Source organism: Singulisphaera chitinilytica (genome assembly GCF_049331405.1).
GTDB lineage: Bacteria > Planctomycetota > Planctomycetia > Isosphaerales > Isosphaeraceae > PoT.
On sequence record NZ_CP186274.1, the window covers coordinates 5,369,352 to 5,381,241 of the forward strand.

The window sequence follows — 11,890 nt, forward strand, 5'->3', positions numbered from 1 at the left end:
AGGATCCCCGCAGATCGCCCGGCCCGATCGTCCCGGCCGGGCGCCCGGGGACCGCGCGATCATTCCTCGGCCTGGAGCCTCAAGATTCGCTTGTTGATATCCACATTCACCGAGTCGTAAGGATGGACCAGGTTGCCGGTGTCGAAGATGTTGCGCTGGCATTCGACGTCGTCGACGCCGAGGGCGTGGGTGAAGATGCTTCGGAGGTACTCGATCCCCTTGGCGGAGGGCTGGAAGCGATGGGGGTCGTAGAAGCTCGGCGAGAGGGGCCGGGCGTGGATCGTGCCCCAGCGATCGCGGAGCTTGTTGGCATCGATGCTGTCGAGCACGAACCCGCCGTCGCGATATTGCAGGGTCGTGACGCAGTTGTGCAGCCCCAAGAGGAGCAGGTCGACGGCCTTACCGCCTAGCTGCGAGGCGTAGAAGCGATCGAAGAGGATCGGCCTCCCGCCGCGCTGGGTGTGGCCGATCTTGCGGCAGAAGATGGCGGCGTCGGCGCTCTCGTTGCGGCGCTGGCGGGTGAAGAAGGCGTCGCCGATTCTCTCGACCAGGAGCCGCTTGATGGCCTCGGCGGCGCCCGTGTACTGCGTATTGCCGGCCGGATCCTTGCTCGCGGTGACCGCGCCGAAGATGTGGCCGTTGAGGTCGACGACCCCCTCGGAAACGCAGATGACGGCGTGCTTCTGGTTGTCGAGAATCGCCAGCAATCGTTCCACGAACGGATCGGGGTCGAGGGGCGACTCGGGCACGAGGATCATGTCGGGCTGGCCGTAGGCCGTCCCGAGCGCGATCATCCCGCAATCGCGGCCCATCACTTCGATGATCGCGATCCGGCGGTGGCTCTCGGCCGTGGTGCGGATCCTCTGCACGCTCAAGGACGAGACGAAGACCGCCGTGGCGTAGCCGGGGGTGGCCGAGTTGACCATCTCGTCGAGGCTGAATTCCCGCTCCGGTCGCTTCTTGTAGACGTAGCCCTTGGGCCGGGAATCCGGCTCGCGGATCCAGGCCGTGGCCTCGTCCGGGTAGTTCAGCCCGAGGTCATTGTCGATCGTCTTGGGGGCCAGGACGACCGGGAGGTGCTGGCTGAGCGGCTGCATGCCGTTCAGGGTGCCGTCTCCGCCGACGCAGACGAGGCCGTCGATCTTGAGCCGCTCCAGGCGTTCGGCGACGCGGGCGATCGTCTCGGTGTCCTCCGAGTCGACGTAGTCGCGCGAGGCCCCGAGGATCGTCCCGCCCCTGGTGGCGTCGAGCTCGGGGATCGCCTGGAAGAGGGGGTTCAGGTGGACGTGGGGCACCTGCGGATTCAAGAGGCCGCTGAACCCCTTGATGATGCCGTAGACCTCGACCCTCGATTGATTGGCCCGCTCGACCGCCCCAGAGATGGTGGCGTTGAGCGCGGGGGTATCTCCGCCGGCCGTGAGAATTGCAATCCTCTTCATGCTTCTCCTCCCATCGCAACGCCGTCCCCGGAAACTCGGCACAACGATCCTGGAAGCACGCGAATTCAAGAAATCTCGGCGCGGAGAGTATCGCCGGAGCGGACCTCGCGCCAAAGACCTCAAGACGACGTGCAGCACGGGGTCGCACCGGGATTCTAACCTAACCGGGCCACCCCGCAAGGACTCGGAGCCCCGCCGGGAGGAGGATTCGACGGAGCCCCTTAACCATTGCAAGCTTAAGCGAACGACGCCGCGACGAGCCGGACGATCCCGCCCGATCGCGGCGGGGCTCGCCCTCAAGAAATCTTCGCGAACGACCTCCCACATATTTGATAGAATATTTGAAAGATTTCAGGCGTAGACCGTCGAAGGAATCGAGCTACGGCCTCTGTCGACCTAGTTGGCCGGGGCGTCAGGCAGGTCCTTGATGAACTCCAACGACCTCTTGATAACCTCGTCGTTGATGCCCATGTGGCCCATGGTCGGATAATGGTGGAAGACGTGAGCGGCCCCGGCCTCCTTCAGGGTCTCGACCATCCGAAGTGCGATCGCGATGGGGACGGACTTGTCGTTGTCCGAGTGGAATAGCAGGATCGGCGGGTTTGTCTTGCGGACATGACGGATCGGCGAGGCGATCTTCCGCGCCTCCTCGGAATCCACGCCGTTCGGCTTCCAGAGGTCGCCCCAGCAGCCTTCGCTCAGGAGGTCGTAGTTGCCGGCCACGCTGATGACGGCCCGCACATCGTGGCTTGCACTTTCCCAGCCGCCGGTCCTCGGATAGGGCCCGTCACCCAGGGTGCCCGCCAGCGAGACCATGTGCCCCCCCGCCGACTGGCCGATGAGGAAGACTCGCTTGGGGTCGATCCGATACTTCTCGGCGTTGGCGTGGACGAAGCGGATTGCGCATTGGACGTCCTGATAGCAGGCGGGGACTGGCGTGCATCCCGTCAGCCGATAGTCGATCGCCATCGCGAAGAAGCCGAAACCCGCCCACTGCTCCACCTTGATGGCGGAGCTATCCCGCTTATGCCCGCGCGTCCAGCGGCCGCCATGCACGGAGATGATCGCGGGCCTCAACCCGCTCGACTCGGGGTATGCGACGTCCGCCAGCAACCCCGCCCCCTGGACCTGGCCATAGACCAAGTTCTCGAGGTGGACGATCTTCTCGGAGGGGGCCGGGGCTTTCGTCTCATCGGCAGAGAAGACCGTGAGCGGCAACGCGAGGAGAAGAATCGAGAGCGAGGCGCAGACCTGCATTTTGAACATGGCGTACTCTTGGTCTCTTGACGCTGGAGTGTCGTAAACGGCTGACGACAGAAGGGGTGGTGGAACCGGCCTCGAAATCGAGATTTGCAGCTTCACTTGGACGGGATTTCGCATCGCCCGCTGACGGCCCACCAATCATCATCACAATAACACATAACAACTATTTAATGTTTACGCCAAACAATATATAACCATCAAAAAGTATCAAACCGTAGCTCCGACCGATCATCCACTGGATCAACCGATTGCTCATCATAGGCCACGAAGACGATGACCGGAACAAGCTGGGGCCGGGACCGGGGCTTTAGACGTAGACCCGTCTAAGGAGCTGCGCGGCGGACTCGTCGAGCTGGTCGGAGCGGCGGAGTTCCTCGAACTTCTCGAGGAGGTCGTGGGGGCGGAGCCGATGCTTGCTGGCCCCCGAGGCGTCGAGGATCACGCGCCCCTGGTGGACCATGATGAGGCGGTCGCCGAGCGAGGCGGCGTGGGCCATCGAATGCGTCACCATCATCGTGGTGAGCTGCTGGCGGCGGACGACCTGCTCGGTCAGGCGGATGACCTGCTCGGCGCTCCTCGGGTCGAGGGCGGCGGTGTGCTCGTCGAGCAGGAGCAGTTCGGGGCGGCGATAGGTCGCCATGAGCAGCGTCAACGCCTGGCGTTGACCGCCGGAGAGGCTCCCGATCGGGTTGTCGAGCCGGTCCTCGAGCCCCATCGCCAGGGGTCGCACCCGCTCGCGGAGCTCGTCCGTCTTCCGGCGCGAGAGCGAACGGCCGAGCCCTCGGGGTAGGCCCCGGCGCGAGGCCAGGGCGAGGTTCTCGGCGATCGAGAGAGTGGGCGAGGTCCCGGCCAGCGGATCCTGGAAGACGCGGCCGATCAGTTTGGCCCGGCGATGCTCGGGCCATCGTGTGATGTCCCGGTCCGCCAGCCGGATCGTGCCGGCGTCGACGCGGAACGAGCCCGCGACGGCGTTCAGCGTCGTGCTCTTGCCCGAGCCGTTCGTGCCGATGACCACGACGAAGCTCCCCGGCTCGATCGCCAGGTCGATGCCGCGGAGGGCGCGGACCTCGTCGGGCGTGCCGGGGAAGAAGGTCTTGCAGACGCGCTTGAGTTCGAGCATGGGCATGGTCAGGCGCTCCTCGCGGCCTTGGCGGCGAGGCGTCCGGAGAACGCCTTGGGCAGGACGAGCGCGGCGAAGACGAAGGCCGCCGTGATCAGCTTCAGGTCGTTGGGATCGAGCCCCCATCGCAAGGCCAGGGCGACCATCAGGCGGAAGAGGAGCGAGCCCATCACAGCGCCGCAGATCGACAGGCCGAGGCCGCTCGAACCGACGAGGGCCTGCCCGAGGATCACGCTGGCGAGCCCCCAGACGATCATGCCGATCCCCATCTGCACGTCGGCAAACCCCTGGTATTGGGCGAGGATGGCCCCCGAGAACGCGATGATCCCGTTCGACATCATCAGCCCGAGCGTGATCATCAGCCCCACGTCCACCCCCAAGGCCCGGATCATCCGCGAGTTGTCCCCGGTCGCCCGCATCGCCGTGCCGAGGTTGGTGCGGAAGAACTGGTACAGCAGGCCCGCGGCGACCAGGATCAGGACGGCAATCGATCCGAGGTTCACCGCATCGCGAAAGCGTATCTCCCACCCCATCACGTGGACATTCTCCATCTTGCCCAAGACCCGCTCCGCGAGCGTGACGAGGTCCGAGTTCACCGTGCGGGCGTCGAGCAGCGGGATGTTGCTCCGACCCATGACGTGCAGATTGACCGAGTAAAGCGCCGTCGCGACCAGGATCCCGGATAGCAATCCATTGATCTGGAACTTCGTATGAAGCACCCCGGTCACGCCCCCGGCCAACGCGCCCGCGAGCAAGGCGCAGGCGGTCGCCCCCCAGGGGGAGTATCCCTTGGCGATCAACGCGGCGGCCACCGCGGCGCCGAGGGTCAGGGAGCCGTCCGCCGTGATGTCGGGGAAGGCGAAGATCCGGAAGCTGATGAACACGCCGATCGCCAGCAGGGCGAGGATCAGGCCGATCGTCCAGGAGCCGACGAGGAGCGTCATGACGAGGCCCCCTCTCCGTCGACCGAAAGCGGGACCGCCCAGAAGACCCCTCGCGTAAACAGGCTCTCGCCGATCCCGAGGATCGGCCTCGAATCTCCCAGGAGATGCAGCACCGTCTCCACCCTCCCCGTCTCGAACAACTCCTGGATCATCGGCCCCAGCTCGAAAGGCCCCCTGGGCAACGGGCGATACGGGACGGCCGCGGCGTGGAAGTGCCCTTCGAGGCCATCGTCGGCCGACTCCGAGAGGCTCCGCACGAACGGGGCGAGCCTCGGCGACTTCGCGCGGCTGGCGACCCCGACGATCAGCGCCGTGCTCCGGGCATACTCGGGCTCGGACGTGAGCGAGAGCCAGTCCCGGACCTCGGGGTGGGCGAACAGATCCACCCCCGCCGCCATCCCGACCGGCGACCGTCGCAGGGCCGTGCCGACGAGGCCGTCGGTCTCCGCCACGGCGACGATCCCCGCGGTCTCGGCCCCCGACTGGTCGAGGCAGGCCTGCACGAGCCGGCTCAAAGAGACGTTCGCCTCGCCGGGCTCCCCCTTGGCCTCGAACCGGGCGAGAGCCGAGCCCGAGGCCATCTTGAAGCCGAGGCCGTAGAGCACGCGCACGTCGGGGATGAACTCGCCGGCCGCCTGGTCGAAATCCGGCTTCCCGGTCCCGTCGCCCGGCCAGTATGCGGCCACGCCCGAGGCCGCCAGGAACTCGCCGAAGCAGCTTTCGCAATCGTTGAAGCTCGGCCCGAGCGCCCCGAGGCCGATCGCGAAGGCCCCCGGCCCGGCCTGCCAGAGCCGCTCATCCGCCGCCCGGTAGCCCCCCCGATGGAGTTGCGAGGGATCGCCGATCAGATCGAGCCGACCCAACTGGCCGGGAGTCGGCCTCTGGAAGACCTGCAAGGTGAGGCTCTCCAGCTCGAGCGTGGCCCCCGTCGCCGCCGAGGCCTTGGGGACCGCCGTGACCTCCTTCTCATCGAAGAGGATCCGCGAGGCCCCCGTGAGCTTGAGGACCTGGCCGACCGCCTCGGAGCTCGCCACGATCTCGAACCGGCCGCCGAGCTGGCGGAGCTGCCGGTGGTAGCGGAGCAGGAAGGCGATGCCGTTGGAGCTCAGGTACGAGACACCGGCCATGTTGAGCCGGAGCTCGTGGGCCCCCGTGCGCACGACCTCATCGAGCCGGTCGCCGAGGTAGATCGACCACGACGAGTCGAGGCTGCCGACGAGGTGGATTTCGGCGACGTCGCCGACACGGCTGATCTGGCAATCCATGGGCCTTCCTTATGGCGTCGGGGTCGCGTTACCGGCGGGCAGGACCACATCCGCCTTCTTCAACCAGCCCGGCGGGACGACGATGCCCAGCCGGCGCGCCACGTCCAGGTTCACCGCGCGACGCACCTTCGACGACGGGCGGAACGGGATCCGCGTCGGGTCGGCCCCCCGGATCACCTCCGCGATCAGCAAGGCCGCCTGACGGCCGTTCTCCGGGTAGTCGGCCCCGACGGCGAGGACCGCCCCGCGCTTGACCTGGGCCGTCGCGAACGAGACGAGGGGCATCCTGGCTGTCTCGCATGCGCGAGCAATGGCGGGGAAGCAGGAGTTGCTCAGGTTGTCGCTGACCTGGCAGAAGACGTCGATCCCCGACTGGCAGAGGGCCGCCGCGGCGTCGCTCGCCTCCGTCGCCCCGTTGATCGGCAGGCTGACGAGCTCGATCCCCTCCTGCTTGAGGAGCCGCTCGAACCGCTCGCGGGCCTCGACCGAGTTGACCTCGCCGGGCGTGTACAGCGTGCCGACCTTCACGACCTTGGGGAAGATCTCGCGGAGACTCGCGATCATCTCCGAATACGGGAAGGCGAGGTACGTCCCGGTCATGTTCGGCCGATGGTCCGTCTCCGACTTCCCCGCCCCGGCCTTGAACGGGTCGAGCACCACCGAGAAGATCAGCGGCTTGCTATCCACCTTCCGCAAGGCGGCCTGCAAGCCCGGCGTGCTCATGCTGACCACGAGGTCGGAGTCATTGCCGTCGAGCTCGTCGAAGATCGCGTTGAGCGTCGCGATATCTCCCTGCGCATTGCGCGAATCGAGGAGATAGTCCCTCCCATCGACGAGGCCCGTTTCCTTCATCCCCGCCCGCAACCCTCCCCAGACCTCCTCGATCAGGGTCGACTCGCTATAAGCAACCACCCCGATCTTCCAGGTCTTCGAGGGGCGCGTGGTGTTCCGCCCTTCTCGCTTGAACTCCGCCCGGGGTCGAGCCCGTTCCGGCCCCTTCGCCCCGACGACGACGTCGGCCTTGGCCTTCACGTCGTCCGGGAACGACCAGCCCCCTTTGACCTCGTTGAGTGCAACGTTATTGATCCAGAACTCCGGCGGCACCTCATACAGGATTGGCATCTTCGCCGGGGAGTCGCCGTCGAGGACTTTCCCCGCCAACTGCCCGACCTTGCCGCCGACCTGATAGTAATCGGCCCCGAGGTCGAACAGCGTCCCCCGCGCCGCGGAGCCGGGGATGTTCGAGAAGACGGGAACCCCCTGGGCTCTCGACGGCCCGATGACGGCGTCGAGGGCCGCGAGCACCGTGACGTCGCCCCCTACCCAGATGGCCTCGGCCCCGCGCCCGAGCACGGAGGCCACCGCTTCGCGGACCGCCGGTGCGCCGTCGACGTTGGCCTCGAGCAGCTCGATCCCCAGTTCCTTGCAGACGACGCGGGCGATCTTGGTGCCCGCCTCGGAGTTCGCCTCCGACGGGTTCCAGGCCACGCCGACCCGCTTCAACCCGGGCGAGAGACGCCTGGCCATCCTGAAGGCCTCGGCGACCGGCTGCATCGTGCCGAGCCCCACGGTATTGCTCGGATGCTTCATCGGGTCGTCGCGAGCGATCCCGATGCCCGCCGCCACGGGGTCGCTCACCATGCCGAAAACATGCGGCACCTTCTGGTCGCGGTTGGCGTTCGCCACCGCCTGCAAGCTCGGCGTCGAGAGCGTCACGATCAGGTCGAACTCGCCGCCGACGAGTTCCCTGGCGATCGTGTTCGAGGTCGCCGCGTCTCCCTCGGCGTTGAACCGCTTGAGCCTGAGCGTCCCCCCCGCCTCGTCATATCCGAGGCTCGCCAGCCCCGCGATCGCCCCCTTGGCTCCCTCCTCGATCGTCGGCTGCGAGACATGCTGGAACAGCGCGACCGTCCGCACCTTCGTCGTACTCGCGCCCCCGCCGGTCGATGCCCGGGTGGTTGTCGCGTTGCGCGTGTTCCCCCGGTCGGTCAGCAGCAGGACCGCCGAGGCCGCCAAAATCAGGAATAAGCCCAGGGAGAGGCGAATGACGCTCTTAATCATCCGGAGCAAGCAACCCGCGAGGTTCGACTCAAGGCAGCATCAACGAGGCCGCAACCAGAGATCTGCACCGACTCCGGACCCGACCAGGTTTATTATTGGAAGGCAGGTAAATGTTTTTGTCCAGTAGTAAGTTTCCCGACAATCATTTTCATCAGGTCCAGTTCTATTAATATTTAGACTGACTACTGCCATACAATTAATTCTTGCGGATCGTTTTTTCATTCTTCGCCGTTTCAAAAGAGTTCTCGAAGGCTGTTGCACAGCGAAGAGAATTCTTGCATTTCGGCGGGGGTAAGATCGTTGCATGCGGCCGAGTCACGCAACCCGCTGAGATCCTCATCACTCGTCCATGCCTACAGGATCGGTTCGAGCGAGCTTCTTAACCCCGGCGTCCCGGCCATCGAGAGTTCCCTCGCTCGGTCGAGGTCGGCTTTCAGCCAATCACGAGTTTGCTGACGCCATCGCATTCGCCCTTTGATTCCGAGGCCCGCCGCGTCCGCCCCGAGCCCCGTCCCTGCCCGGGCCGCCGAGCAGGCGGCGAGGAACCGCAGTCGGTTGTTCAGGCCGTCGGCCACGAGGAATACGGGCCCGCGCGGGCAGAGGCGATCGTGGATCAGGCGGGCGAGGGTGCAGCCGGGCCTCAGGCCCGACCACGGGGCCCGCGAGAGGACGCGCCGATAATCGGTGCGATGCCCCGGTGCGAGGTCGCCGAGGGTCCGCAGCGGGAGCGCCTCGGGCGGTAGGATCATGATGGGCCCGTCCTCGGCCGGTAAACTTGAGGTGCATCAGCAATCCCTCAGGTTACCGGCGGGGCGGGCCCACGAAATCGGCATCAGTCGAGCTGAGGTCAATTCAGCGTGCGTCGCCGGGGTTGGGGTCCAGGTCCTTCAACTCGTCGGCCAGCATGAAAAGCGCCCGGTGGAGGCGACGCTGGACGGTCTTGAGCGAGATGTCGAGCAGCTCGGCGGCCTCGACGTGGGTCATGCCGTGGATTCGCACCACGTCCAGGACCTCGCGCTCGTCCTCGGGCAGGTTCTCGATGGCCTCGAGCATGCGACGGGCCGTGAAGGGGAGGCCCGACTCGCTCTCGGGGGGGGCGGCCACCTCGACTTCCTGGAAGTCGACGAGACCGATCTGCTCATCTAGGCGACGGGCCAGGTCATTCAGCTCCCAGCGCATGTGCTGGCTCGCCAGGCCGAAGAAGCCCCGCACGGTTGTCGGCCGGGTCTCCCGCAGGGCGCGGAGGAGCCGCTCGACGATCGACTGGAGCATCTCGTCGGCGCCGAGCCCCAGCGGCGGCTGCGCCAGCCGCGGATATCGCCGGTAAAGGAGCCCCGCGCAGAGCCGTTCGAGCCGCCTGGCCGATCGGCCGAGCAATGACGAGATCACAAGCTCGGCATCCGACCCGGGCCGGGCGTCGGCCAGCTCGTCGAGGTATCTCTGGACCACGTATGTCGTGCGTTCCTGCTCCATAACCCGCCGATCTTACCCGCGTTCGAGCCGGGAGTCACTCGGCCTATCGCCCCCCGCCGGGCATTCCGCGCCGAGGCTGACTACACGCCCCGCCTACCGGGGAAAGGCCCAATGCCACACATGTTGCTGAGGCGAAAGGCCCGACCCATCAAGGAGCATTCAAATGCCGAGCGGCAAGATCCTGGTCACAGGGGCGACGGGGGACACCGGCCGGGCGACCGTCGCCGAGTTGCTGGCCCGAGGGTTCAAGGTCAGGGCGCTCGCCCATGGGAGAGATGAACGGTCGAAGCGGCTCGAGGACCAGGGCGCCGAGGTCGTCCACGGCGACCTCCTCGACTTCAACCAGGTCCGGGCCGCGCTCGAAGGGATCAAAGGGGCCTACTTCGTCTACCCGATCCGGTTCGGCATCGTGCAGGCGACCGCCTATTTCGCCCAGGCCGCGAAGGAGGTGGGGGTCGACGGCATCGTCAACATGTCGCAGGTGACCGCCAGGCCCGACGCCAGGAGCCACGCGGCGACCGACCACTGGCTGGCCGAGCGGGTCTTCGACTGGTCGGGGGTCAACGTCGCCCACATCCGCCCGACCTACTTCGCCGAGTGGCTCGTCTACGTCGCCCCGATGATCAAGGCCGGGCTCCTCCACGTCCCCTTCGGCACCGGCAAGCACGCCCCGATCACCGCCGAGGACCAGGCGAGCGTGATCGCCGGCATCCTCGCCGATCCGGCGCGGCACAAAGGGGCCATCTACCCCCTCTACGGCCCTGTCGAATACACGTACTCCGAGATCGCCGAGGTTCTCGGCCGGGTCCTGGGCAAGCCCATCCAGTACAAGCAGATCAGCTTCGACGCCTTCCTCGACCTCCTGAGGACCAACCGGCGGAATCCTGACGAGGGGGCCTCCTCCCGCAACCTCTACGGCGAGCTCGACGGCAAGACCGACAACGCCGGCGACTCATTCACGGTACAACACCTGAAGGAGGTCGCCATCGACCACCAGAACGGTTTCTTCGCGGGCACCAACGACCTCGTGGAGACGCTGGGCGGCAGCCCTCCCACGACGCTCGAGGCGTTCATCGAGCAGCATCGTTCGGCCTTCGAATGATCCCCTCCCACACCAAGCGAGGCGCGGCATGACCGGATCCCTCTCGACCCTTCTGCTCACCGGCACGACGGCCGGCCTGGTCGCCCTCGTGGCGCTGTGGCTCGGGCGCGCGGCCCGCCTGGGCGGCCTCCCACGCACGATTGCCCCCTCCGTCGCGTTGGGCCTGCTGCTGTGGCTCGGCCTCGCGGCGCTGCTCGCTCGCAGCGGGCTCCTCGCCGTCTGGACGGCCTTCCCGCCCCGCTGGCCGCTACTCCCCCTCACGGCCCTGACAACGCTGATCGCGCTAAGCGTGACCCCGACCTCCCGTCGGCTCCTGGCGGAGATCCCACCATGGCAGCCGGTGGCCCTCCAGACGTTCCGCATCGGCGTGGAGTTGGCCTTCTGGCGGCTCCATGCCGAAGGCCTCGCCCCGATCCAGGTCACCTTCGAGGGCCGCAACCTCGACGGCCTCGTCGGCCTCACGGCGCCTATCGTGGCCCTCGGCATCGCGGCCGGTTGGATCGGCCCGAAGCTCGCGATCGCCTGGAACCTGTTCGGGCTCGCCTTGCTCTTCAATGCGATCGCTACGGTCGCCACGTCCACCCCGGGGCCGCTTCACATGAACTGGGCGGGAGAGCCTTTCGTCGCGATCGCCACCTGGCCCGTCGTCTGGATCCCCGCCCTCCTCGCGCCGCTGGGGATCACCCTGCACATCATCTCGATCCGCCAGGCGATCGCCCAAGGGATCAGCAAGTGATGGGCATGATCCGCCCTGGATTGTTGGGGACACAACCGCGGGACAGATCCATCCAATTCAACTTACATTACAGCTTCCAACAATTTCAGTCTGGGAGAATCCCATGAAAGTCATGGCAATCGGAACGCTCAAGCCACTTACCGTTGAAGAGCGTCAGCGTTATTTACCCGACGAGGTCCCGGCCACGCTCCAACTCTATCTCAACGGCAAGATGGAGCAGTTCTGGCTGAGGGAGAACGAGTCGGGCGTCATCTTCCTGATGAACGTGGATTCGGTCGAGGAAGCCGACGGGCTCCTCAAAGGACTACCGCTCGGCCAAGCCAATCTGCTGACCTTTGATCTATTGCCGATCGGGCCACTCTTGCCGCTCGGCATGCTCTTGAAATAGCCGAGGACGAGAACCGGGCCGCGATAGGGCGTCTTTTCCTAGTCGCGGCCATCCATTCCATTCGATTCTTCGTCTTGCGCAATGGCTCCGATCAACCGA

11 protein-coding genes are annotated in these 11,890 nt (G+C 66.2%); 3 read left to right on the plus strand and 8 right to left on the minus strand.

From position 1 onward, the window contains the following. Positions 1–59 precede the first annotated feature (59 nt). The 8 genes from ACOYYX_RS21400 to ACOYYX_RS21435 all read right to left on the minus strand — a co-directional run bounded on the left by ACOYYX_RS21400 (position 60) and on the right by ACOYYX_RS21435 (position 9,565). On the minus strand, positions 60–1,439 hold the full coding sequence (locus ACOYYX_RS21400) for a 6-phosphofructokinase (RefSeq protein WP_422923514.1): 1,380 nt from the start codon (positions 1,437–1,439) through the stop codon (positions 60–62). Positions 1,440–1,835: 396 nt separating this feature from the next. Continuing rightward, on the minus strand, positions 1,836–2,705 hold the full coding sequence (locus ACOYYX_RS21405) for a prolyl oligopeptidase family serine peptidase (protein WP_422923516.1): 870 nt from the start codon (positions 2,703–2,705) through the stop codon (positions 1,836–1,838). Positions 2,706–3,009: 304 nt separating this feature from the next. Then, positions 3,010–3,822, minus strand: coding sequence for an ABC transporter ATP-binding protein (locus tag ACOYYX_RS21410; RefSeq protein WP_422931651.1), 813 nt, complete (start codon positions 3,820–3,822; stop codon positions 3,010–3,012). An 8-nt stretch (positions 3,823–3,830) separates the two neighbouring features. Then, a complete protein-coding gene (locus ACOYYX_RS21415) occupies positions 3,831–4,766 on the minus strand; it encodes an ABC transporter permease (RefSeq protein ID WP_422923517.1) in 936 nt (311 codons plus the stop codon). Continuing rightward, on the minus strand, positions 4,763–6,031 hold the full coding sequence (locus tag ACOYYX_RS21420) for an STAS domain-containing protein (RefSeq protein ID WP_422923519.1): 1,269 nt from the start codon (positions 6,029–6,031) through the stop codon (positions 4,763–4,765). Before ACOYYX_RS21420 ends, ACOYYX_RS21415 begins: the two co-directional genes overlap by 4 nt. Before the next feature lie 9 nt (positions 6,032–6,040). After that, positions 6,041–8,092: an ABC transporter substrate-binding protein gene (locus tag ACOYYX_RS21425; protein WP_422923521.1), complete on the minus strand. Its 2,052-nt coding sequence runs from the start codon at positions 8,090–8,092 to the stop codon at positions 6,041–6,043. 353 nt (positions 8,093–8,445) lie between these two features. Further along, complete coding sequence (locus tag ACOYYX_RS21430; protein WP_422923523.1) at positions 8,446–8,841, minus strand: hypothetical protein; 396 nt, start codon at positions 8,839–8,841, stop codon at positions 8,446–8,448. A 103-nt stretch (positions 8,842–8,944) separates the two neighbouring features. Beyond that, complete coding sequence (locus ACOYYX_RS21435) at positions 8,945–9,565, minus strand: sigma-70 family RNA polymerase sigma factor (RefSeq protein ID WP_422923525.1); 621 nt, start codon at positions 9,563–9,565, stop codon at positions 8,945–8,947. A 163-nt stretch (positions 9,566–9,728) separates the two neighbouring features. On the opposite strand from ACOYYX_RS21435, the gene ACOYYX_RS21440 reads away from it, so the two are divergent. The 3 genes from ACOYYX_RS21440 to ACOYYX_RS21450 all read left to right on the plus strand — a co-directional run bounded on the left by ACOYYX_RS21440 (position 9,729) and on the right by ACOYYX_RS21450 (position 11,791). Next, on the plus strand, positions 9,729–10,667 hold the full coding sequence (locus ACOYYX_RS21440; protein WP_422923527.1) for an NmrA family NAD(P)-binding protein: 939 nt from the start codon (positions 9,729–9,731) through the stop codon (positions 10,665–10,667). A gap of 28 nt (positions 10,668–10,695) precedes the next feature. Further along, a complete protein-coding gene (locus ACOYYX_RS21445; protein WP_422923529.1) occupies positions 10,696–11,403 on the plus strand; it encodes a hypothetical protein in 708 nt (235 codons plus the stop codon). A 103-nt stretch (positions 11,404–11,506) separates the two neighbouring features. Next, the gene (locus ACOYYX_RS21450; RefSeq protein WP_422923531.1) at positions 11,507–11,791 is read left to right on the plus strand and encodes a hypothetical protein; all 285 of its coding nucleotides are present in this window, start codon (positions 11,507–11,509) and stop codon (positions 11,789–11,791) included. Positions 11,792–11,890: the final 99 nt, after the last annotated feature.